Genomic DNA, 24411 nt, shown 5'->3' with positions numbered 1-24411 from the left:
TTATCATAGCTTACCAATGTTTGCTTATCAATATTTAGATTTTACCATGACATTGTTTGTACTTAAGTGCTGAGCCACATGGACAAGGCGCATTACGACTGATGTTCATCCCAGCATATGGATTTGGCTCATTAGCATTGTTGCCACTGCCCACCATAGCACCTGCGGCTGCCGAGCCGGCAAGATTACGGTTTTGTGCTGCCGCTCTATCATTAGCGCCATCTAAGCCGCCATCCATGTTATCGATATCATTGTGCTCAAACTGCATTTGCATATGTGCAGCATTTTCACGCTGCTGAACTTCTAATGCCTCTAGCTCTTCTTTGGTTGGAATGTGCACACGTGATAAATCTTGTACCGTCTCAGATTTAATCGCCCCAAGCATCATCTGGAAGAGCTCAAACGACTCACGCTTGTATTCTTGCTCAGGGTTTTTCTGCGCATAACCACGTAGATGAATGCCTTTACGCAGCTGATCCATCTGCGTTAAATGCTCTTTCCAATGTTTATCTAGGCTTTGGAGCATGAAGTGACGCTCAAGCTGAGCAGCATCTTTTTCACCCATTTGCTCACGGCGACTATGATAGCGATCTAAGGCAGTTTGGATAATTTTGGCACGTAGCCCTTCTTCATCCAAGCGGCGATCTTCATCTAGCCAATCATTAATAGGCATTGTAATCTTAAATTCGTTCTCAAGCTCATCCTCTAGACCATCGACGTTCCATTGGTCATCGATAGAGCCTGGCAGAATAAACTGGTTAATCATGGCGTTGTAGACTTCTTGATGCATGATTTCAATGGCTTCGAGCAAATCCATCTCTGCCAATAAATCATCGCGCTGACCATAAATAACTTTACGCTGTTCATTGGCCACATCATCATATTTCAGCAAGTTTTTACGCGCATCAAAATCGCGACTCTCAACTTTACCTTGGGCGTTTTCAATCGATTTAGAAACCATTTTATGTTCAATAGCTTCGTCTTCTTTTAGACCCATCGCTCGCATCATATTGACCACGCGGTCACCAGCAAAGATACGCATCAAATCATCTTCTAATGATAAGAAGAAGCGCGACATACCAGGATCGCCCTGACGACCCGCACGACCACGCAGCTGGTTATCAATACGGCGCGATTCATGACGTTCAGAGCCAACAATATGTAAGCCACCAGCCGCCACGACTTGGTCATGTTGCACTTGCCATTGGGCTTTTAAGCGCTGCATTTCTTCTGGGCTGACAGATTCTGGATCTTCAATAAACGACTGCCAGTTACCGCCAAGGATAATATCCGTACCACGACCTGCCATGTTGGTTGCGATAGTAACCGATTTTGGGCTACCCGCCTGTGCGATGATTTCTGCTTCACGCTCGTGCTGCTTAGCATTCAAGACATTATGCTTCACGCCTTCTTGATCGAGCAGATAAGACAACTCTTCACTAGCTTCAATCGTCGCCGTACCAACCAATACTGGCGCACCTTTTGCTTGAATTTCTTTAATCTCGCGGATGATACCCTTATATTTGCCTAACTTGGTTAAGAAAATTTGGTCATCCATGTCGATACGAGCAATAGGCTCATGCGTTGGAATAACGATGACATCTAAGTCATACGTTGATTTAAATTCTGCCGCTTCGGTATCAGCAGTACCAGTCATACCAGATAACTTGTCGTATAGACGGAAAAAATTCTGGAATGTCGTCGTCGCAAGCGTTTGGTTTTCTGCTTGAATCTCGACGTTTTCTTTGGCTTCTACCGCTTGATGCAGACCTTCTGACCAACGGCGACCGGGCATGGTACGACCGGTATTTTCATCAACGATAACCACTTCGCCATCATCGACGATATAGTGAACGTTTTTGACAAAAACATGGTGAGCACGAATGGCTGCTTGTACGTGTGCGAGAAGCGGTAAACGAATTGGGCTATATAAACTTTCGTTTTCACCCAGCTCACCGACTTCGATTAAGAAGCGTTCGATTTTCTCATAGCCTTTTTCACTAATTTCAATTTGGCGATTCTTCTCATCAATCCAGAAATCTTCTTCTTCATTATTTTTATTGGCTTCTTCGTCTTTTGAACGTATCAGCACTGGAATAATAGTGTTAATCAGTGCATACATGCGCGATGAATCTTCGGCTTGACCGGAGATAATCAGTGGCGTACGTGCTTCATCAATTAAGATAGAGTCAATTTCATCAATAATACAAAAGTTCAGTGGACGCTGCTTTTTTTCGGCTAGGCTAAAGACCATGTTATCGCGTAGGTAATCAAAGCCGTATTCGTTATTGGTACCGTAGGTAATATCTGCTTGATAGGCATCGACTTTTTCTTGTGGCGGTTGCTGCGAATAAATCACGCCAACCGTCATGCCCAAAAAGCCAAATAATGGACGATTTAACTCAGCATCACGCGCGGCCAAATAATCGTTGACCGTCACCAAATGTACGCCTTTGCCACTGATAGCATTGAGATACATCGCCAAGGTACCCATCAAGGTTTTACCCTCACCGGTCTTCATCTCAGCGATTTTGCCTTCGTGCAAGGTAATACCACCGATCAGCTGCACATCATAGTGACGCATACCGGTAACGCGTAATGATGCTTCACGGCAGACAGCAAAAGCTTCTGGTAATAATGCATCTAAGCTTTCACCATTTTGGTGCCGTGCCTTAAATTCTTCGGTTTTTTGTTGTAATTGCTCATCAGACAGGGCTTGTACTTGAGCCTCTTGTGCGTTGATCTTGCTGACCACTTTGCGCATGCGCTTGAGTTCACGGTCATTTTTGGTGCCAACGACACTGCCTATAATCTTTGATAACATAATTTTTTGACCTATGGAAATATTCGATAATTAGTGCGCATTAGCCAACGCTTAGCTTGCCGCTTTGTCATCATCCGGCTAAGTACTATCCAATTCAAGTTACTATCCAATTTAAGATAGTTTAATAAAGGATCGCCTAATGAAGTATCGCCCAATTAAGTGTGACGTCATTATATATGGTTATGACGCCGATGGATACAAGGGCAGTTAGTAGATATTTGCCGACGTAAAAACACAGTAGGACGTGTTAAAATAGGGCTTATAAGCTTAGATTATTTAAGCAAATTATTTGAGAAAGATAAAAGCGATATAAGAGACCCTGCATGCCAGTCAAACCTTTTGCTCAAACCAATAAGACCATAAAATCGACTTCAAAAAACACTTCAAAATCTGTGCCAGCGTCATCTGACTCATTGGTCATAGGCGATGCCGTTTATCATTTGGCAGACCATACGCCGATGATGGTGCAATATCTGACCATGAAAGCCAACTATCCACAAGCATTATTGCTATACCGTATGGGCGATTTTTATGAGCTGTTTTTTGATGATGCCAAGCGCGCTTCGCAGATATTGGATATCACTCTCACTCGTCGTGGTACAGATAAAGCTGGTAATACCATTGCCATGGCAGGCGTACCCTTTCATGCGGCCGACAGCTATATGGCAAGGCTGATTGCGGCTGGGCAAACGGTGGTTGTCTGCGAGCAAATTGACGAATCAGCCACTGGCACTGACAATGCAAATAACTCGTCTAATGCTCCGACGATGGGCGATAAGCAAAAAAAAGATAAAAGTAAATCAGCGGCTGGCAGTATTATGCGCCGTGAAGTGGTCAAGACATTAACTGCTGGAACGATTACTGATGATGCACTCATTGCGCCCAATCACACCCCGACTGTGGTCGCTATTGATATCTTGATTCCTAAAGCAAACAGTAAACAACCCTTACAAGCAGCTATCAGCCAAATGGATTTAGCCGCTGGGACTTTAACCACGCAAACGCTTAGTGCTAGCTACAATAACAGCCATGATGATATTGAAGCCTTACAAACGCAAATGCTGACGGTATTGGCACGCTTTGCCCCTAGTGAATGTATCATTAGCGAAGCGCTCGGTGACAGTCGTGGTGATATTGGTGAAGGCTGGTTGCTATGGCTACGTCAAAGTTTGGACTGCCCTATTATCGAAGTGGCTGCCAACGACTTTCACCGTGACCATGCCAGCACGACTTTGTGCCAACAGTTTGAGGTGCAACGTCTCGATGGCTTAGGGATTAGCAATGCGCCACTGGCTCAATCTAGCTGTGCGGCGCTTATTCATTACGCACGGCAAACTCAGCAACGTCATGTGCCACAAGTCAATCAGCTTATCGTCGAATATAGCGACGACTATTTAATTATCGATGCTAATAGCCAGCAAAACCTTGAGCTATTTACCCCTGTTAGTAGTAACGGCACTTCATTAATATCTGTCCTCAATCATTGTCAAACGCCAATGGGGCGACGCTTACTCGTGCAACAAATGAAGCGCCCACTGCGTCAGCATGAGCGTATTAATTTGCGCTTAGATGCGATAGCCAGTCTTTTGCAGACCGACAAGCACTCAACGCCGACTGAACAAAATTTAGAAAGCGGCTCATTAGTGCAAAACCTACGCGAAACGCTCAATGCCATCGGTGATATCGAACGCATCAGTAGCCGTATCGGATTGATGAGTGCTAAGCCTCGCGACTTGCGCAAACTTGTCGACGGTATTTCTAGTAGCGCTCAGCTCACGACTTTACTGACGGACTCAGGTATTAGCCATGAGCATACTGGCTTATTACCAATGCTGATGCAGCAATTGCCAGCCCAGCTACCTGCTATACAATCCGTAGCCGAGCTAATCGAGCGCGCTATTATTATAGAACCACCTGCCCATATTCGTGATGGCGGCATGCTAGCAGCTGGTTACGATGATGAATTTGATCGTTTGACGCATCTCCATGACAATATCCAAACGACATTAGATGAGATGCTAGAGCGTGCGCGTCAAGATAACCAATTGCCTAGCCTCAAAGTTGGCTTTAATAAGGTCAGCGGCTTTTATTTTGAGCTGCCTAAAATGCAGGCAAAAAATGCTCCTGCGCACTTTATCAGACGACAAACGCTTAAAAGTAGCGAGCGCTTTATCACTGATGAGCTAAAAACGGTTGAAACTGAATATCTAAGCGCACAAAGTTTAGCTCTAACTCGTGAAAAGCAGCTATATAATGAACTGTTAACTATTTTAAACAGCCATTTAGCCGAATTACAACAGCTAAGCACAGCGATTGCACAAATAGACGTACTTAGTAATTGGGCACAGCTCGCTATAACTTATCACTGGCAACGACCATCGATGAGTAACGAGTCGAAGAATAAAGACAGCTCAATGACTGGCATTCAAACCAGTATTGATATCAAAGCAGGTCGTCATGTCGTTGTCGAAGCTGCACTAAATCCAGTCAATGCTGGTAATATCGTTAATCAAAACAGCACTGCCAAACATAGCAGTCATTTTGTTGCCAATGATTGTGCATTAGGCAGTGATGCAAATCTTGAGCGATTATTAATGATTACCGGTCCTAATATGGGTGGTAAATCGACCTATATGCGCCAAACGGCATTGATTGTCCTGCTTGCACATTGCGGTAGCTTTGTCCCAGCAGCTAGTGCTTATATTGGCGATATTGACCGCATCTTTACTCGTATTGGCTCGGCCGATGACTTGGCGGGCGGCAAATCAACCTTTATGGTTGAGATGATTGAAACCGCTAATATTCTCAATCAAGCGACCAATAAATCGCTGGTGCTAATGGATGAAGTCGGACGCGGCACGGCAACCACTGATGGATTGGCAATCGCCCATGCTTGCGTCAATCGACTGGTCGAGATTGGCTGCCTGACATTATTTGCCACCCATTATTTTGAACTGACAAAATTGGCAGAAAGTACCAATAATATTCACAGCAGCATTCGCAATGTCCATGTTGCCGCCAGTGAAATCGATGGTCAACTGCTGCTACTGCATCAAATCCGTGAGGGCGCAGCAAGCTCTAGCTTTGGATTACATGTGGCGAAAATGGCAGGGATTCCTACCCAAGTGATTAATGATGCCAAGCGTTATTTAGTAGATAACTTAAAGATAGATAGTCTTAAAGAGGATAACGACAAAGTTATAATTGATAAAGTTGATGACAAAAATGACTTAGCTAAGTCATTAAAGGATAAAAGCTCACCCGCTCAACCTAGCTGGACAGAGAAAGTAAATTCAATGAATGTTAAAGAAAATCAAAGTATAATTAACATTCCACAGCAAAATCAATTGTTTAGCTTACAAGATGAACTAAGTGCAATTGATCCTGACAGTCTAACACCCAAGCAAGCGCACGATTTACTGTATCATCTGAAGAAAATCATTAGTCATTAAAGGGATTTGTCAAATAGGCGTAAAAGCGTTAAAATACGCCTTATTTCAAACCATTCTATTTAGCCTTAAGCCAATAACAGGTAGACAGTACTATGACCTTTGTCGTTACAGAGAACTGCATTCTTTGCAAATATACCGACTGTGTGGAAGTCTGTCCTGTGGACTGCTTTTATGAAGGACCGAACTTCCTCGTCATTGACCCTGATGAGTGCATTGACTGCGCGCTATGCGAGCCTGAATGTCCTGCCAATGCTATCTTCTCAGAAGATGAAGTACCCAAAGGCCAAGAGCAATTTACCCAGCTGAATGAAGAGCTGGCGCAAAAATGGCCAAACATCACCGAGATGAAAGGGCAATTGCCAGAAGCTGAAAAGTGGGATGGGGTGGAAGGTAAGATCCAGTATTTAGAGAAGTAGCTGGCTCTTTATAACTGCTCAATATATTGAGGTAATAAAAAAACCACCTAATGGCCATTAAATATAAAGGGCTGATAGGTGGTTTTTTTATTGAACAGCAATAAATCTACAGACTAGCGTCATAACTACATGAATTAGGTAAATAAAGAGCCTCTATATTACTCCTACAACTCCATGAGCCAGCACTGGTATGTAGCCATTTTATTTTTTTGCCTGCCAATCTTGGGTTCACTTGTGTCGATACAGTACCGGTGATACTGGTGGTTAATACCAGCGGATTAGTAATTTGCGCTACGCCCATGTTATTGGGTAAAACCACCCCTACTTGTGAGCTACCTACTATCAAATTAGACCCTGATGCGCGTGGATCACACTCATCAGTACCTAGTCCAATCACTGTTCTACCTATTTGTATACATTCTTCTACCGTTAGCCTTAATTGCCCTAACTCATTAATTACTCTCGTCGCTTGGGTTTTACCGATATAAATTTGATACTGAGGAATAGCAATCGCCGCTAATATACCTATAATAGCGACAACGATCATTAGCTCAATCAGTGTAAAGCCAGTTTGGGTCAGCAAGTGACGATTTTGAGTCGTTTTAATAGTAGTCATAACGTTTATATCAAGTTATCAATGTTAACCTAATAGTGCACACGGTATGCCATTAGTAAATTTACATTAAAAAAGCCATACGTCATGTTTGGCTTTTTTTGGTAAAATAATAGCAGCGTTAACGATAAAGCTTAGCGATTCAAATACTCATATATCTTCGTTTTGACATTATGATCTACGCCCGTATCTGGCGTGCCGTTACTCAATAACGCCACCACACTACCACGCTCATCTATCGCAACTAAGGTTGATAACCCTAATAAACTACCATCTCGATAATAAACAGTGGCAGATTGCGAATTTGGTTGATAAGGGAGCATCGCATAACCATAACATTCCTCTGTTATATCGCGACCATTACAGACTACGTCATTATCCAGTGACATAATATTGGGATCAAGCTTGGCTGCCATGACATGTACTTGTTTGGCTAAGTCTATCGCATTACCCGAAAGTCCTGCTGCTGATGCTAATCCATCATAATCAAAAGCAGTATAGATATCGGCATAACCCGTCAGTCCCGTCTCGACATAGTTATAGGTTACCTCATCGCTCATAGCGCTGTTTGAGACAAACTGAATACGACTATCAGCAAAGTTATATTGCTTTTTAATCACATCTTTATAGGATTTGTCCTCATTTAGTCGACTAATCACCTCACCTAGTAGGCAATAGCCTAAATTGGAATAGCTGGTCTTGCTATCAGGATCAAAACCTAACTGTATATCATTCAGACCATTTAAATTATTAGGACAAATGTCTTTGCCAATACCAAACATATCCTGACCAAATACACTATAGCGGTTAAAGCCTGCACGGTGTGATAATAACTGACGGATGGTAATTTCGCTGATACGCGCATCTTTTGGCGTATCAATCTCAGGTAAGAGGCTCGACAGCGTGGTATCTAGCGTCAGTTTATCCGCTTTGATTAGGTTTAAAATGGCATCTGCTGTCCATAATTTAGTAACACTAGCATAGCGAAAACGTGTCTGCTCGGTGACGCTATCCGATAGCAGCGGATAGTCGCCCACATAGCCATTTTCACAATGATGCAGTGTGCCATTTGGGTCAATATAAGCAATTTGATTGGCGGGCGCGTTATTATTTTTGGTTTGGTGTTTGAGGATGTCGGCAAGCCATGATGGGCTATCGTTACTACAGCTGATATTAGTAAGCGACAACTGAGCGCGAATAGGATAACTTCTAACCCATAACTTATTACGTGCTAACGAGTTACCATAATAGTAACCAATAATAATAGCAATAAGTACAATAACAATAACAATAACAATATCTGTCAATTTAATTTTTTGAAACATTAGGTTATGTCATCTTAATAATTAGATTCTTAAAGTAAAATAGGATTTTTAGATTCATTGATAAGCTATTAAAAAAACCACAAAAAAAGCCAAGTATACACTTGGCTTTTTTATAGCGAATTTTTAAAAATAATTATTTATATTAGAATGCTGTTAGAGTACCACCTGTAGTACAACCATTAGGAGCATATTTAGCTTCAACATTCGTATCACATGACCAGCTACCAGATGTACTACGTGACCAAACTAATAACTTAGGAGTTTCACCTTTTAAGTTAGCAGAGGCATTATTACCAAATTTACCTTGGATTTTTGCGCTACCATCTGTATTAATATTAACTTTTGGAGTTGCTGCCTTAGCACCTTCAGCTGTTTCTCCACCAACTGCAGCACCCAATAAATTGGAAGCTGTTAATCCTAAATCGGCAGCCGTACAGTTACCAGCAGCTGAACCAGTTTCTTTACCAGAGTTTACACAGTCTTCTACTGCTGTTTTAATAGCACCAGTTTCGCCCATTACACGGCTAACTTGTGATTTAGTAATATAGTTCTGATACTGAGGAATAGCGATCGCAGCTAGAATACCGATAATAGCAACAACGATCATTAGTTCGATTAAGGTAAAACCTTTTTGAGCAGTGTTCATAAGAACTCCTTTTGGGGTATATAAAGATAAGTGGCTATTATTGATACAGCCGCATTTTATCTTTAGGGATATAATATATTTCTCTTATTATAATTGATGCATATAGCGTGCCAAAATTATAAGTATAACTATGATTATTGTTTATTAATTGATAGATCACACGATTTATAGAGCAATAAGCATTTGACTCAATTTTCTACAATAGCTAATGTTACGCTTAACTTACCAAAAATTGTCAATGTACCTATTATCGTTAGTAAATAGTTAACTACGCTGACAATAATTGTCAGAATTTAGGGGGAGTTTCTAATCATTCCACTTATTATCAGTACCACAAACACTACCACGGCATTTATTATTTTGATAATTTAGGCTTAGTGTTCCATCAGTTACCATTTGGGTATTAGCTTTTGGGGTAGCAGTAATTACCCACTCGGAGGTGAGTGGATTGGGAGTAAAGGTAATCGCATATAACGCATTACCTTGTTTAGGAAAGTCCCCGCCCAGACCTGTAGTTAGGGCATTACTATACGTACCTTGTGCCAATTTGCGGCTTTCAATTTGGGAAGCAATATTGTGCATCTCACTCATCATATCGGTACGTTTGGATTTGATGACGTATTGTTGATAACTTGGATAAGCGATAGCAGCCAATATACCGATGATAGCGACGACTATCATCAGCTCCATCAATGTAAAACCATGATGATTGGCAGACTTATGCTTAACTAACTCACATTTATTAAAATTTACTATCATCACCAAGTTTCCTCATTCGCACCGCAATTGGCATCAGCAATCGCTATCGTATTGGTTTTATGTTGACAGCGTGTACCACTGCTGCTTAGCATGATAGTGCTAGCATTTTTGGTAATGCCTGCAGGATTGGGTACGGCAAGCATCTTCCATGACCTGCCAGTGATGGTATCAACGGTTGCGGCAATGGCAGGGGTCAGCGAGTTACCCGTATCAATGCCATCGACTAGGGTAATCTGATAACGGTAATTGGTAGCATCGCTACCATCGGGGACATAGATAATTTTGTTAGCGGCGTCTGCATAGCCATAAGTTACCGTGCCATCACTGGCGATAGACTGTTGTGGCTGAAACCCTTGATAGGTCAATGCCGAGGCACGCCAGCGCTCCATCTGCAATTGCAGCTGCATCATCTTGGCTTGGGTTTCATGCTCAGCATTCATAACAGCATAGCGCCGATAGCTTGGCACAGCGATAGCGGCTAAGATGCTAATAATAGAAATCACCACCATCAGCTCTATTAAAGTAAAACCACAGATACCGCTACGCACGGGCGCACTTATCGTCTGTCTCATATACGGCATCCTCTACCAACGTCTTATAATATACTGATGAGTAGCACTCTTAAACCTATGCTGATAACGATGCACGGTTACTGTTTTTGCTGATACCATGCTTTTGGCTGCAATGTATAGCGTTCATTGAAGAGATACTCAGCAGCGCTACCATCACCACCTACCAAGGTAGGTCGTTTACCCACATCTTCACCCGGATATAAATCTTTAATATTGCTGTCGTTTTTAACGCTACCCGTGCCGTCTGAACCATAACCTGCGCGTTTGGCAGCTTCTATACGGTCAGTAATGCTGGTCGTTCCAATCAGCACTTTTATATCGGTACTGTCTTTATTATATGCACCAAGAGTCAGCTCTTGGATACCTTGGCCAGCGGGGATATACCCACCAGTACCTGTTACTGAAGTATCTTCCATGCAGATACCATAAGGTAGACAGTACATCTGACGCTCTGAGCCACCTGAAATCTTAGCCGCACAACTAGCGACTGTGCCATACTGCTTGTCAGGATTATAGACAGTGGTATATAACAAGTTATTGACGACCACACTATCACCAACACCTTTATTATATCGAACATTATTATAGCCATCGAAACGGGTCAGCGGATAGTACCAGCCGTGCTTGGTACCTGCAATCATCTCTGCCTTTGCACCTTTCTTCTTAGATTCGTTAGCAACACTACCAAGCGCAGTAGCTAAATTGGTCAGTTTACTTTCAGTCAAATCTTTGACAGTGGCATCAAAGTCACTTTTAAATACGTCCTCACCCGTAATATCGGTATCGATAATACCGTAGACACGATTAGCATAACTGTTATCGTTACGCAATACTGATAATGGCGCACTACGGTTGCCTGAGATGACGTTGACCATCCCAAATAGTTTGCCGTTATTAGCAATCGTCTGATCACTTATACCTTCATTACGATAAAAGCTAACTATAGGGCGTTCGTAGAAACGATAGGCAAGCTTACTGTCACTAGTAGGTGCAACATTAAGTATGCGTGTGATCTGTTTGTTTGAAAATTTAGCTACTGCATTAAAACCAAATTTAGCTGGGCGCGCATTTTGAAAATCCGCTCGGAATACCTGACCGCCTAAGTCAGCAGCGTACAGGTGATCCATCAAACCATCATTATCGCGGTCTAATACGGTAATCTCGCCAACGACACTATGAATCATATTAGGCGTCTTTTTATATCCGCTAATACTAGGCTGCGCACTACTACTGGTAGACCATATTAAAAAGCCTGTTTTAGCATCAACCATATAGATCGCATTACCACGAGCAGGCTCTTCAGTAGTCGCCGCATAGTCATCATTTTCATATTTCATGTCATAGCCACCACCAAATACCAATACATCAATCGGCTCATCGTCTTTATTTAAACGAACCTTTGCGGCGGTGGGCTTACTCCAAATACGACCCAAGCGCTCGAAGTTTATATTGTTTGTGGTGTTGTTGCGCCCTTCTGGGTTAAAAGTAAACAATACCTTCGGATTAGACTTATCAGTTATATCAAGGCCGTAGAATGCCTCGCCACCCATACGCAGACCGCCATAAGCGAACATACCTTTGCCAGTTGAGGTATCAACGGTAACTTTTTTAACAGTAGATTCTAAATCATAATCATAGTCAGTCATCACCAGCCACGGTGCATCAACCCCAAAGTAGGGTTCACCAGCTTTATCTTTAATTGAATCATCAACCAAGGCTTCTGGTTGCTCTTTAAACATAATTTTAGGAATAATAGCGACTTCTTCTTTACCATCATCAGCATCAACTATATGCAAAGCGCCATCCATAGAGCCAAACAACACATAGTCATCACGAGTGTCGGTAATACGGCCATTGTCATCTAGAGTTGAGCTATACGATATGGCTGCAGGCTTTGAGTGTACAACCCCGCCTAAGACTTTGGTCGCCCTAATTGGCTTAGTCAATATTAATTGTTCAACGGGTGTTTCGTCACCATAATTGGTTAGTACGACCTCAAATCCTAAAAAGCTAAGCAGCCGACGCTTATTAAGCTGCGTATAAGTGTCAGTATCCACCAATAGATTAAACCCTTGCGGCTTACCACTGCTATTTACGCTTAGTTTACGCAAGGTCGGCGAATGATTACTAATTGAGCTATAATCCTCGACATATAAGCTACGTACACTACCAAGACCTGAATTTGGCGCACGCAACTGAGCATAAACGCCACCCGCTGCAATATTATTGTTGGCGGCACTTCCTTCTACTGTAAAGTTGACCGTTTGCCATAAATCTTGAGTGTTTTCATTCAGATTACCAGCAACATCTTTATATAGCGGCTGATTACTACCTTTTCCGAACAATGTGCCTTTATCAAGATCATACTTTTTTAGGTTGCCTTTCCAAATAGTCGCCCCTGAATTGATATCGGGGTCTAACATTGGTAAATAGGCATATGGTAGCTGATTAGCAGCACGATAAGGATCGTCGGGAATGGTAATGGTACCTGAAGGCGCGGTATTTATTATCTGTACAAGGCCCGAGGCAAAGTCAACAATACTGGCTGCAATATCTGATGATTCCTCAGTATAATAGAAGCCACCATCACCAAAGGTCTTGACCTCATTATCACCTTTACGCTCACCAAGCTTACATAAGTTACGAGTATCTTGGTTTGCAGTACCACTATTACAGTCAACCACTGCTTTTGATTCACCATTGATGATGATTTCACGCGTGCCGGTCAGCCCAGCGAAGTCTTTACCAAAGCCTACTGTCGCGGTTTTGATCGGTAGGCTTTTTGGGTTATTAACAGGATTGCGTAGCAGAGCCGCATAATCAGCCATACAGCCCCATGCACCTTCAGAATTGCCCCCTGATAAACCATTACAGCTATTCACTGATAAAGCTGGGGAATACGATAATGATTTATTCATCAAAGCTTTTGCTCTAGCATTAGTACTTCTATTAGGCTCACCATCAGTCAACAGATAAATACCATTACCGCTACACTCCTTATCACTTAAAGGAGAGTCATAGGTTTGATTACCTATGGCCGGTGTAGCTGATTTTTTTGCAGCATTTACAGAATATTCCATGCCACTATATTTTTTATAACTTGATGAGACCCAAGTTGTCGTTCCCATCATATAAGCACCGGATTCCGCTAGTGCATGGGCTGTTGGTGTCCAACTAACTGGTTGTAAACCTGGAATACTATTAATCAAATCTACGCGCTGCTCAGGAATCAACGCTCTAGTTGGTACTAAAACCCTACCTAAGTCAACGCTTCCACTAGGACTAAAGTTACCTAAGCCTACTTCATAATCGTCTGATAAGGAACCAGTAGCTTTTAAGTTGTCATTGTTGTCATAGATGTCATCTGCCAATAACTCAATAAGGGCTATTTGTAGACGCACCATCCTAGAGTAACGTATCTGACTGTTAGACTCACACCCTATAGGTGTAAAGATAATATTCGCTTGGACATTATCTTTATCTTGAATGAGGACTTCTTTGCCATCCTCATCTTTATAAACCGCACCAGTGGCTGTAAGCTTTTTCTTACGCTTGTAAACAACAGCTTTTATTTTATCAACTTGTTTCTCTCTCTCCGTACAACTAGCGCTCCAACTGTTTCCATAGTCATCTCTAATACTTCTTTTGTCCATACTGCCTGAGGTATCAAGCATCATAAAAACAGTTGCTGTACCGGGCTTGGCCGCTGTATAAATCTCTAGATCTCCAATAGGCTTTCTACCGGTAGTACTATTAGCCTGAACCAACGTACCAGTCAGACTCACTATCACTGCGGCAGCTAAAGCTTTAATAGGCCATGACTGTCGGTTAAACCTCTTGTTTTTTACATGTTTCATGACCTATTCCTTATACTTATTAATGCGGTTGTTTAACCATACTATAATATTGCTACAAACCTAAACTAACAATAATTTATCAACTCGATGGCAACGTACAAAGTAGAACACTACCTTTACCAAAATCAACACATTTGGTACGCAGTGATAAGTTTTCGACGTTGGCTTGCTCATATAGTACTGTGCTAGGAACACCCGCTTTTGACATACAACCACCAATAGTATCAGTACTTTTACTCGTCGCCGCGGTCACTCTACTGGTTTGCTCAAAGCAGTTTTTGTTACCTACTTTTGCATCTGCATAGGCGGGTAGGATAGAGGTATTATTAATATCAAAAGTATAAGCTTGACTTGAAATCGTACCGCTGTCTTGTCCAATCGTATAGCTACCAAAAGCTTCATTATCTGCATCAGGCGGTGTCAGAGTAATATTAACCTGAGTCATACTTGTATTACGGTTACTGGCGTAGTCGTCTTTACTCGACGTATTACAATAACCGTTACCATCACCTAATATATTACTGCCATCAGGTAATAATATCGTGGTTCTATTGATATCAAAAAACCGATCTCGCGGACGAAAACAAAAGACATACTCATGGTTGGTGCTGTTGGTATCTAATACAAAGTGCCCAAATGGACCTGAGCGTGACATCATAGCTTGATAGATGTCAGAGTCACTACTACCGTTGATACTTTGTTCTATACTTTGATTGGCATTGTCCGCTGACTGTAGTAGCAAGGCATTAATCTGATCGCTAGTGGCGAGCTTTAGATCAGTGGTACTTTGTTTAACCGCGATAACACCCGCTAATATAATCAAAACCAAAAACAGCAATACCACTATCAACACAGCACCTTGTTGAGTTGATGGGTAAGTGGCTGGGTATTTATACTGTGGATGATTTGACATATAGCCCTCTTTTTATAGTGACGCACTATCTATTGATTAATACTATGGCGTAACTGGTGACACAGCAGTCACTGACATGACACGAGCGTTACGTAATAAGACAGTTGACTCATAACTACGGCGATAGTATTTGCCAGTAGTGGTATCTGTTTTTAAATTCTGCGCTACCCCGAGCACGTTAAATTCAGTTTTATCTGCATCTGCTATCAGGGGTGTAGTACTACGCACGATAACACCTAGCTTAACCGTAGTAATTGCAGGCTTGTCTGTCAGCTCTAAGTAGGTCTTGGCGGGTAAGTAGCTCAGCTGACTAATATCAGTCAGAGTCCCTAACAGCACTTGAAACTGATCGATAGCGCCTATTATTACTTCACCATTCCCATTAAAAGGGGTGGTGACGTTACCCTCGTCGTCGATACGACCGGCATCACAAGCCAGTACTAAGTCTTGTAATCCCGTGCCAGCCGTAGCACCAGTATCCAAACGTACAAAATAACGCTCAACGACCCAATCACTACTACCAGCAGCGATACCTTTGCCTTTACAGTCATATAAAGTATTGGGCGTGATATTCTTATATTGAATAGTTAATTGGTCACTATTGATACCTGTTATATTTGAGGGACCTGCCCATCCTGTAGTGCCATTACTTTTGGTGAAATATTTGCTATCTGTGGTATTACTAGCGCCCAAATTAGTGGTGGTTAATACGATGCCACCATGATTGGTTGTATCATTAATACTACTCTCAAGGTTACCCAAATTGGCAATACGAATATGATCATCAAGAGATTGCAAGGCAAAGATAGTACTGTCCTGCACTTCGGATGCACTCTGCTGCACAGTAACTGTACGCACATTTATCATATAAACTTGTATCACTGCTGCTGATATCAGCAAACCTAATACCAGTGAGATCATCAGCTCAATGAGGGTAAAGCCAGATGAGTGAACGCGATTGCTAGGAGTATAATAGCGATTCATCAATAAGCCTCCGATATGATACAGTGATTGCCTGTTTTATAAATGCCATTCGTATTCGCACAAGCTTGTTTATCTGTATCATCTAACAGTGCTTTAGTATCATTCCATGCGGTGATAATACACATCTGCTGCTGGATCGACTGTACTGTTGTACCAGGACAAGTCGTAATCGCAAGATTAATTTCTTCATCAGCTACCATTTTTTTGATCATCAATGCGTCTCGAGCAGCAAGCTGATGCATACTGCACGACTGTTCTGGTACTTTTTTGCCCTTAACCGTTTTAAATCCTGTCGATAAGCAATTATCGCCTGTAGCAAGAACGCTTATTACCTTAGTATCTGTAACAACAGTACCATCATCTTTGATTTTTTTACTAGAAACAGTAACTGTATCAGTCGCTGAGCTACTGATAACTGCTTGTATAGTTGGTACAGCTGTGGCATCGCTTGATGAGGCAGCAGTGAAAGCTGTGCCGCTACCTGTGACGTAGGCTTCAGGATAAGCACGCATCACTTCTGCTAAATTACGTATAATCGTCAGCGATTTGGTACGCACTAAGCTCTCATCAGTTGCACTGATGGCTTTAACCTGTAGGGCACTAAAGCCTAATACTGCGACGGATAATAATAAGACGGCAACCAGCACTTCAACTAGACCTACTCCCTGTTGATGCATTTCGTTTTTCATTAACACGCCCCTCCTGACTTAATGCTGATATTGGCAAGCTTACTAATACTCACCTGTCGTGGTGTTGCAGCAGCATTCTCATCACAAATGGTGTAGGTAGTTGACTCAACACGCTTACTCGGTTCGAAGGTAATAGGATTTTTAGACTCGGAGTCGGTGATAGTACTTTTAGCGCTATAGCTATGGCTTGAAATATTTGCGATACTAATACTTCCTGTATTTGTACCATTATTATTATATGTAAAAGTAAGATTTTGACGACGAATAATACTCTCAACTTTAGCCTCTTTTAAAGCATTGGCCAATGTAGCCGTAGTTGACTTCACTCTTTGATTAGCAAGCTGGTTACTGATGTTAGGCGCAGCGATACTTACAATAATGGCAAGCACGGCAATCGTTACCATCAGCTCAATCAGGGTAAACCCTGAGCTGGTCATTCGTAATTGTTGTGGTAGATTGTTCGCAGATGCGTTCACATCAAATCCCTATTTATAACTGCCAGCGTTTCTAACTAGAGCTAGATTCACATTAGCAATGAACACCTAATATTTAAGCAAGCTGTCACTGAATATTGTTGATATATTCAACAATAAATATGCAATTTTTGTTCCATAAAGTGTATTAGCTATCCAGCTTAAACCCTTATCTTTGACCTGTTTACAGAAAAAGCTACTTAACGATTGCAACATGCATAGATGTAAGACGTCTAATTATTGGATAATATAACGTTAAGGTAACATATTAGCAACATAATAGTAATTGAGTGTAAACAACATTAGGAGCTATGACTGGCTACCATGCGCCAAAGCATAGGCAGAAAGGTGATATTTATTATGGGTTTGAGGGTTGGTCGTCATTGCTGTTTCAGAAGAGAGCGATAGTGAACGCCCCAATGCTTGCAAACTAGCGCCTGTGGTTGCAACATCATCGAATAATAGCAAGCGTTTAACAGGAGGTTGCTCGATTAAAGCAAAGGCATTGTTTAAATTACTTAAGCGCTCTGCACGTGTGAGTCCTTGCTGACTGACAGTGTCGTCAATACGCTCGACACCTTGCCACAAAGGAATCTGCCAATGCTTAGATAGTTGCGCGGTCAAAATACTAACAGGATCAAAGCCGCGTTTGATAAGCCGCTGGTTAGTGGTCGGCATAGCAACAATTATACTATTATCATAATGGCAGCCATGAGGGCGTGGTAATTGTCGTATTGCATACAGCAACAACGGCAACTTGGTCATGTCCTCATGATGCTTAAAGGCTCTGATAGCTTGGCGTATCGGATAGTCATAATAGGTCGCTGCTTGAATCGTTAGCGTCGTACCGGCAGCGATATCGACTTCAAATGGCTTGGGCAACCACGCAATACTGTTATGGCAGCTGGGACATAGCAGTCCGCTACCAAAACGGCTACTTAGTTGCTGTCGTATTTTAGCAAAGAGCGAAAGGTGATTTAATAAAGTGTGCGATGGGGTTTGAGCTAATAGCTTATTAGCATTTGATAGAGAGAGACTTTGTAAGTGCTGCAATTGTGGCGTACTGCGATAAACACGGCATAACTGGCAGCGTATGTCTACATACTCTGCCAGCCATAGTCCGGCTTGGTAAGGCGCTAAGCCTACGCGGCGCATAACTTACTGTCGATATGCGCGCTGATATTAGAAACCTTTCCAGTCATTAAGTACGATACCAAAACCAATCGAGGTATTTTCATGGTTATAATCGACGATGGATTCGCCATAGCCTTGAAACAGCTGCACAAAACCATTGACGTTTTCCGTTAATGGATAAGTGTAGTCGATTTGCGCGGCGCCTTTATTGGTGCCTGGATTGTAGCGCAAAGTACCGCTCAGGCTTTGCTGCTTAGGTAAATCATATAAGAACTTGATATCGCCATAGCCCATGTAATCTTCGATATCTGGATTGTCATCACTGTCACTACTTTCGTTATTGACTCGCGCCCATAGTCGCGGTATGACTGATAACTTGCCCCACTCTGCCCCTGCCATTAGATAAGCACGGTTCCATGAGCGTGATAATGGATCATCTTGACCATTTGAGTGGTGAATAGCACCTGCTCCCAGCATGCGGAGTCGTCCACCAAAAGGCAAATTTGCCGTCACAGGCTGTGTCAAAAATATTTCAGGCTGATAATCGGTGGCGCGAAATGGTCGTGAGTTATCTTCATTATAGACCTGCCAATGCGACTCTTGGGTATAACCAAACCACAAGTCAGCATTGGTATCAAACAAGTCTTCTGCAACCTTGGTCTTTAAAGACAACTGAAACTTTAGATCCGTATTACGAGTTTCATTAGAAGTAAAAGGCTTGGGGTCCTGCGATGGCGTACTTGGATTTAAATTGGGATCAAAGGTATAAAACAATGGCATGACATAGGTCGGTCGATAAGGTCTGACTGTCCACTTTCCACGTTCACTGTTTTTATCAAGATCATAGGCTAAGCTTAGCGGCGTATATTTTTCAATATCCGCTTGAGTCACGCCGACATTTTCTAATACCTCTGCTTCTCTTTGCGTCAGTCCAACGGTATCTAAATTTTCAGTCGCAGCTGGCTGATTCGCCCCTACACTATTCACAGTGCTATTTGAAGTACCCTTGCCAGTAATTGTGCTCGTTTCTTCTGCCAGTACTACTTGTGGATTACCCGAAATAGTACTTTGAAAAGTCTTTGCCAAATCTACTGGCTGTTTGCTTGTGACATAACTTGGCGTCTTGCCTTGTTCTGCAACCTTATCGAAGCAGGCCAAACGGGCGGTACTAGTCTGTACTTGCGCACACTCAAAAAATAACGTTGCTTGTTGGGCAACAAACTCTTTACTTACTACTTTACGAGTTTGAACAGCGGTATTCGCATTTATGGACGGCTCATCAGCACCCTGTGACAGCTCATACTCTTCATATTCAAACGCCGCTTCTGGTAATGGCAACTCATTATAAGTCTGAGCCTTATTAGCAGCCTGTGCCTGTACCGTTAAGCAAGTGAGCGCTATCCCAACAGCGATATTTAGATACTGCTTAGTGGTTTGAGGTATGTTATATTTTTGCGCACTGAGAAGGCTTAAAGACTGGCGCTGCGGAGTAATATTGGAAAACATAAGTATCCTTTATTCAACTGATCATTATTGTCAGTAGAATATATGAGATGATTGATATAACCATTAGCGTCGGCGCTAAACTGGCATAAAAAATCAATATAACTTGGAGATAAAGGGTTGCTATTACGCTGAATAAGGTGCGTTTAGCAATGTTGCTTTATTGTAATGAAAATGTACACAGTATACTAGCATTATCGCTGAACAGTACAAAGGTAAATGGCACGAAGGCAAATGGGCATAAGTAACACAAAACCAAGAGCTTAGCCAAAGACCTATAAAGTATATTAGAGGAATAAAAGAAGCCAATATACTGTCATCACAGTATATTGGCTTCTTTGTATTAAGGATCTTAAAAGGATAAAGCTAAGCGTTATTCGATTTCAATCACTTATTCAACGCCGTCAACGTCTCCTCAAACTTTGGACGATCAGTTTCACCAACCTGTTGACCCACTAATTGACCCTCTACATAATATAGCAGTGCTGGCGGGCCAAATAACTTATAGCGCGCTAAGATGGCTTTAGAGTCTTCAGTGGTTTCGGTAATATCAAGTCTGACCAACTGCCAATCTTGCATTTGTGCTGGACGGCTATGGAATAAGTTTTTATCCATAATACGGCACTCAATACACCATTCAGCGGTAACATCAACGATGACTTTAGGGTTGGCAGCAATAATAGTATCTAACTCTGCTAGTGTCGTAATGTTTTCATCTGTCGCGCCGTTATTGCCTGCTGGCTGACCATTTATCGATTGATTACCTATAGATTGAATAGACATCGGTGCAGCGCTTAATGATGCTAGTGGATGTAAGCTATCATCATTACCTAATGCCGCACCAATAATCAAACAAGCCGCCCAGATACCAGCTAGCAAACCAATGGCTTGGGTCAGCATGCGACCTTTACCCAACCAGCTCCATGCCCATGTCGCCACGACCATAAACCATAATGCCCATACCAGCAGCATCACCGGTGAAATAAAGACACGTTCAATAAGCAATAACGCGACTGCAAATAATAGTAAAGCAAAACCTTGCTTGACCCAGTTCATCCACTCGCCAGCTTTTGGCATAATTTTTCCTTGAGTTGCCCCAATTAAAATAAGCGGCGCGGACAAACCAAAACCCAGCATAAATAAAGCAGCAAAGCCGAGCAGCGGACTACCAATCGTCGACACCGCAAGCAATGCACCAAATAATGGCGCGGACACACAAGGTGATACCACTAGTGCTGATAAAAATCCAGCCACTAAGCTACCACCAGTACTACCTAGTTTACTATCACCGGCTTGGCTCAAGCCTTGCATTTTACTACTGATCGCTCGTGGCAAACGGATACTAAAGACGCCCAGCATATACAGCGCTAATAGCACAAATACTATGGCAAAGCTGATTAGAATAATTGGATTTTGCAACCAACCAATGATACCTAGCGACTCACCAAATACCGCAATTAACGCACCCAAGATACCGTAGGCAGTTGCGACACCTATCGCATAACTGGTGGTTAAAATAACGCCACGTTTAACCGTTGGATTTTGCTCACGGGCGACGATATTGGCAACAATCGGCAGCATCGGTAGTACGCATGGCGTCAGTGCTAAGCCCAAACCGGCTAAAAACAATAAGCCCAATGCCAACCAAGGGTGAGAGGCCAAACCAAATGGATCGCTTTCTACTAAATCATTAGCGGCAGCAGCATCACTGTTAGTAATAGTAGCATCACCGCCTATTGTCCCTCCATCTGCCCCAGAAATTGTATTACCAGCAGTAAGCTCTCCATCTAACGAGCCGTCTTCTAGCAAGGCATAATCAATCACGTCGTCATCTGTCAGCGCTTGTTCTGCTTCAAGATTATTCACATCCGCTGCATTTATCGTTTCTGATGTCGCCGAGTTATTCGCTGCTGCATTAGTACTATCTATAACATTACTATTGTTTGCAGTACTTTGAGCGGCAGAATCTTTGGCAGCAGTACTGGCGCTACTTATCGTAGCCTGTTGCGGTACCACGGCGATATTGACGGTGGTTTTAATCTTTTCAGGTGGGTAACACAGCCCGGCTTTAGCACACCCTTGCCAACCAATCACAACCGCCGCATTGTCTACACTTTTGCCATTACTACTGGTCAAGGTAGTGGTTGCAACCATATTCGACTGATCAAATACTGGTACTTTGCCAAAGGTTGGGTCATCTATTAAGACGGGCGATTGACTAAAAGTAAAGGGTGCTGCGCTCACACCAGCAGGTAAAGTGAGTTTAAGCTGATTTTTATAAACATAGTGCTCTGGGGTAATATCAAAATTAATTGATAAGCGCGTCCCAGATTTGGTAGCTTTACTGCTACTAGTGACTTGAAAGGCTTTATCTACTGGCAGAAATTTCGACTGCGTGGCGCTTTGATCTTTACTAAACAGATCGCCCAATCCTGCCGCCTGCGTGGTCATGGTCGTTGCTGTCAGTCCTACAAACAACGAACTACTCGCAATAGCAAAGGCCAATAGATAAGAATTTTTTAAAGGAGTATCTACGGCTAGCGATGGCGTTTTTATTGAAGAGATGGTTTTTGGTGTCTTAATGGACATGAAGGGCTACCTATTTATTGCTAATATTTGAATCAACCTACTCAAAACCTATTTGCGTGTCACCGCAATATTCAGTGTGGTTTTGATCTTCTCTGGTGGATAGCACAGTCCTGCTTTCGAACAGCCTTGCCATCCAACAATAACCGGCACATTCTTCGCCGCTTTGCCATTATTTGTCGTAAGCATGGTGGTTGCTACGATACTTTTTTGCGTAAATACAGGTACTTTACCAAAGGTTGGATCATCAATGGAGACAGGCGACTGATTAAAAGTAAAAGGGGCAGCACTTATACCTTTAGGGAAGCTTAAAGTGAGTTTATCTTTATAAACGTAATGACCGGGCGTAATAGCAAAAGCGATCGATAAACGCGTGCCTTTAGACGTCGCTTTAGTAGTGCTGCTCACTTGAAACGCTTTATCGACTGGCAAAAATTTTGATTGCTCGGCACTATTATTACTAAATAGCTCGCCTAGACCTGCAGCTTGGGCAGTCATAGACATCATTGATAATCCCGTCATCAATGAGGTACTTGCAATGGCAAATGCAAGCGCATAAGACTTTTTAGCAGCGCGTTTGTTTATGGTGACTGCTTTCGATGTTGGCATTTTGATGGACATATGATTACCTCTGATGGCTACTTTCAACAATGACTACTTTTAATAACGGATATTTTTGATCATACAAACTGTCGATAACGAATACTTAAAACTCAAACGTGCTGATAGTAATAAGAGCATTGAACATACAAAATTATCTGATAAGACGATAGTTTTATATATTTATGTATTCGTGTATTCATAAAAAATATCAACCAATAACGGGTTATTGGTTGATATTTAGCAGTTATTAGACTTGTTGTTATCTGCTTCTAAATTACTCATGCTTATAAACTCGTTGTTACGACGTTATTTATAATTCATAGCACTTATATTTAACGACAATAAACACTATTACAGCTGAGCGTAAATATCAGCATCCTGACCTTCGCCACCTTGCTGAGCATCAGCGCCCAGAGAAAATAAATCATAAGGGCGACCTTCGCTACCTGGAGCGACATATTGCATCTCATTTTCCCAACCATCGGTCGGAAAGCCGCCTTTAATATAGCCACCGTCAGGATAATTTTTGGCATCAGCAGGCGGTGTTGTGAGCGCATCTAAACCTTGCGCTGTCGTCGGATAACGCGAGTTATCCACTTTATACATATCAAGCGCATTAGACACCGTCGCGAGTGCTGTTTCAGTGGTTTTTACCCGAGCTTTATCGCTCTGTCCTACTACTTTTGGCACTACGAGACCGGCAAGAATTGCCAAAATCACAATCACAACCATAATTTCAATCAGAGTAAAGCCTGATTGGCTACGTTTTATAGATAGTGTCAGATGGTCACTGCTAGGGCTTGAAGACAGTTGGGTATCATTTGCAGCAATCGGTGCTGCCGTATTTACTTGGGTTTTATCAATCATAGTCGTCGCTTTTATTATCACAGTTATACATAAGTATGGGATTAATAATGAAGTAATGGCAACTATAGACTATGACTTTATTTTTATCTACCACTGCAATAATATTATCACCAATTATTATAAGCACTTATTATCAATACTTATGGCATCAATAGTTAGATAGCATTAATAATTAGATAGTATCAATACTTATAT

General features: G+C 42.1%; 18 protein-coding genes. 2 read left to right on the top strand and 16 right to left on the bottom strand.

Annotated features, from left to right (window positions below; all coding sequences use genetic code 11):
- Positions 1-34: 34 nt before the first annotated feature.
- Positions 35-2824, bottom strand: a complete 2790-nt coding sequence (gene secA / locus EPB74_RS04400; RefSeq protein WP_274902985.1) for a preprotein translocase subunit SecA — start codon at positions 2822-2824, stop codon at positions 35-37.
- Positions 2825-3147: 323 nt separating this feature from the next.
- Between secA and mutS the strand changes: the two genes are divergently transcribed.
- Together mutS and fdxA are read left to right on the top strand one after the other, a co-directional pair.
- Entirely contained in the window at positions 3148-6276 is a 3129-nt protein-coding gene (mutS, locus tag EPB74_RS04395) for a DNA mismatch repair protein MutS (RefSeq protein ID WP_274902984.1), read from the top strand.
- Positions 6277-6368: 92 nt separating this feature from the next.
- The gene (gene fdxA / locus EPB74_RS04390) at positions 6369-6692 is read left to right on the top strand and encodes a ferredoxin FdxA (RefSeq protein ID WP_079690776.1); all 324 of its coding nucleotides are present in this window, start codon (positions 6369-6371) and stop codon (positions 6690-6692) included.
- A gap of 106 nt (positions 6693-6798) precedes the next feature.
- On the opposite strand, the gene EPB74_RS04385 is transcribed toward fdxA, so the two are convergent.
- The 15 genes from EPB74_RS04385 to gspG all read right to left on the bottom strand — a co-directional run bounded on the left by EPB74_RS04385 (position 6799) and on the right by gspG (position 24216).
- Positions 6799-7308, bottom strand: coding sequence for a pilin (locus EPB74_RS04385; protein ID WP_274902982.1), 510 nt, complete (start codon positions 7306-7308; stop codon positions 6799-6801).
- A gap of 131 nt (positions 7309-7439) precedes the next feature.
- The gene (locus tag EPB74_RS04380) at positions 7440-8630 is read right to left on the bottom strand and encodes a serine hydrolase domain-containing protein (RefSeq protein ID WP_274902981.1); all 1191 of its coding nucleotides are present in this window, start codon (positions 8628-8630) and stop codon (positions 7440-7442) included.
- A gap of 142 nt (positions 8631-8772) precedes the next feature.
- Positions 8773-9276: a pilin gene (locus tag EPB74_RS04375; RefSeq protein ID WP_274902980.1), complete on the bottom strand. Its 504-nt coding sequence runs from the start codon at positions 9274-9276 to the stop codon at positions 8773-8775.
- Between the two features lie 306 nt (positions 9277-9582).
- Positions 9583-10035 (bottom strand): type IV pilin protein, encoded by a 453-nt coding sequence (locus EPB74_RS04370; protein ID WP_274902979.1) that lies wholly within the window; start codon positions 10033-10035, stop codon positions 9583-9585.
- Complete coding sequence (locus EPB74_RS04365) at positions 10035-10607, bottom strand: type IV pilin protein (protein WP_274902978.1); 573 nt, start codon at positions 10605-10607, stop codon at positions 10035-10037. The genes EPB74_RS04370 and EPB74_RS04365 overlap by 1 nt, the downstream gene beginning before the upstream one ends.
- A 77-nt stretch (positions 10608-10684) precedes the next feature.
- Positions 10685-14464, bottom strand: coding sequence for a PilC/PilY family type IV pilus protein (locus EPB74_RS04360; protein ID WP_274902977.1), 3780 nt, complete (start codon positions 14462-14464; stop codon positions 10685-10687).
- A 79-nt stretch (positions 14465-14543) separates the two neighbouring features.
- Positions 14544-15377 (bottom strand): pilus assembly protein PilX, encoded by an 834-nt coding sequence (locus EPB74_RS04355; RefSeq protein ID WP_274902976.1) that lies wholly within the window; start codon positions 15375-15377, stop codon positions 14544-14546.
- A gap of 42 nt (positions 15378-15419) precedes the next feature.
- On the bottom strand, positions 15420-16361 hold the full coding sequence (locus EPB74_RS04350; protein WP_274902975.1) for a PilW family protein: 942 nt from the start codon (positions 16359-16361) through the stop codon (positions 15420-15422).
- Positions 16361-17050 carry a type IV pilus modification protein PilV gene (gene pilV / locus EPB74_RS04345; RefSeq protein WP_274902974.1) on the bottom strand — a complete coding sequence of 230 codons (690 nt, stop codon included), beginning with the start codon at positions 17048-17050 and terminating at the stop codon, positions 16361-16363. Before pilV ends, EPB74_RS04350 begins: the two co-directional genes overlap by 1 nt.
- Positions 17050-17526: a pilus assembly FimT family protein gene (locus EPB74_RS04340; protein ID WP_274902973.1), complete on the bottom strand. Its 477-nt coding sequence runs from the start codon at positions 17524-17526 to the stop codon at positions 17050-17052. Before EPB74_RS04340 ends, pilV begins: the two co-directional genes overlap by 1 nt.
- Before the next feature lie 306 nt (positions 17527-17832).
- Positions 17833-18678: a ComF family protein gene (locus EPB74_RS04335; protein WP_274902971.1), complete on the bottom strand. Its 846-nt coding sequence runs from the start codon at positions 18676-18678 to the stop codon at positions 17833-17835.
- Between the two features lie 27 nt (positions 18679-18705).
- Positions 18706-20163 (bottom strand): phospholipase A, encoded by a 1458-nt coding sequence (locus tag EPB74_RS04330; RefSeq protein WP_274902970.1) that lies wholly within the window; start codon positions 20161-20163, stop codon positions 18706-18708.
- Positions 20164-20547: 384 nt separating this feature from the next.
- A complete protein-coding gene (locus tag EPB74_RS04325) occupies positions 20548-22749 on the bottom strand; it encodes a cytochrome c biogenesis protein CcdA (protein ID WP_274902969.1) in 2202 nt (733 codons plus the stop codon).
- A 48-nt stretch (positions 22750-22797) separates the two neighbouring features.
- Positions 22798-23367, bottom strand: a complete 570-nt coding sequence (locus EPB74_RS04320) for a protein-disulfide reductase DsbD N-terminal domain-containing protein (protein WP_274902968.1) — start codon at positions 23365-23367, stop codon at positions 22798-22800.
- 333 nt (positions 23368-23700) lie between these two features.
- Positions 23701-24216, bottom strand: coding sequence for a type II secretion system major pseudopilin GspG (gene gspG / locus EPB74_RS04315; RefSeq protein WP_446740016.1), 516 nt, complete (start codon positions 24214-24216; stop codon positions 23701-23703).
- Positions 24217-24411: the final 195 nt, after the last annotated feature.

The sequence above is a fragment of the Psychrobacter sp. DAB_AL62B genome (genome assembly GCF_028895345.1).
Lineage (GTDB): Bacteria > Pseudomonadota > Gammaproteobacteria > Pseudomonadales > Moraxellaceae > Psychrobacter.
Note: the sequence above shows the minus strand (reverse complement) of the source record. Positions and strands in the feature narration are given on the sequence as shown.

Coding starts and splice junctions, on each gene's coding strand:
- gspG (WP_446740016.1), bottom strand. CDS start 24,216: ATGATTGATAAAACCCAAGTAAATACGGCAGCACCGATTGCTGCAAAT.
- EPB74_RS04330 (WP_274902970.1), bottom strand. CDS start 20,163: ATGTTTTCCAATATTACTCCGCAGCGCCAGTCTTTAAGCCTTCTCAGT.
- secA (WP_274902985.1), bottom strand. CDS start 2,824: ATGTTATCAAAGATTATAGGCAGTGTCGTTGGCACCAAAAATGACCGT.
- EPB74_RS04335 (WP_274902971.1), bottom strand. CDS start 18,678: ATGCGCCGCGTAGGCTTAGCGCCTTACCAAGCCGGACTATGGCTGGCA.
- EPB74_RS04320 (WP_274902968.1), bottom strand. CDS start 23,367: ATGTCCATCAAAATGCCAACATCGAAAGCAGTCACCATAAACAAACGC.
- pilV (WP_274902974.1), bottom strand. CDS start 17,050: ATGAAAAACGAAATGCATCAACAGGGAGTAGGTCTAGTTGAAGTGCTG.
- EPB74_RS04350 (WP_274902975.1), bottom strand. CDS start 16,361: ATGAATCGCTATTATACTCCTAGCAATCGCGTTCACTCATCTGGCTTT.
- EPB74_RS04355 (WP_274902976.1), bottom strand. CDS start 15,377: ATGTCAAATCATCCACAGTATAAATACCCAGCCACTTACCCATCAACT.
- EPB74_RS04325 (WP_274902969.1), bottom strand. CDS start 22,749: ATGTCCATTAAGACACCAAAAACCATCTCTTCAATAAAAACGCCATCG.
- EPB74_RS04365 (WP_274902978.1), bottom strand. CDS start 10,607: ATGAGACAGACGATAAGTGCGCCCGTGCGTAGCGGTATCTGTGGTTTT.
- EPB74_RS04385 (WP_274902982.1), bottom strand. CDS start 7,308: ATGACTACTATTAAAACGACTCAAAATCGTCACTTGCTGACCCAAACT.
- EPB74_RS04380 (WP_274902981.1), bottom strand. CDS start 8,630: ATGTTTCAAAAAATTAAATTGACAGATATTGTTATTGTTATTGTTATT.
- EPB74_RS04370 (WP_274902979.1), bottom strand. CDS start 10,035: ATGATAGTAAATTTTAATAAATGTGAGTTAGTTAAGCATAAGTCTGCC.
- EPB74_RS04375 (WP_274902980.1), bottom strand. CDS start 9,276: ATGAACACTGCTCAAAAAGGTTTTACCTTAATCGAACTAATGATCGTT.
- mutS (WP_274902984.1), top strand. CDS start 3,148: ATGCCAGTCAAACCTTTTGCTCAAACCAATAAGACCATAAAATCGACT.
- EPB74_RS04360 (WP_274902977.1), bottom strand. CDS start 14,464: ATGAAACATGTAAAAAACAAGAGGTTTAACCGACAGTCATGGCCTATT.
- fdxA (WP_079690776.1), top strand. CDS start 6,369: ATGACCTTTGTCGTTACAGAGAACTGCATTCTTTGCAAATATACCGAC.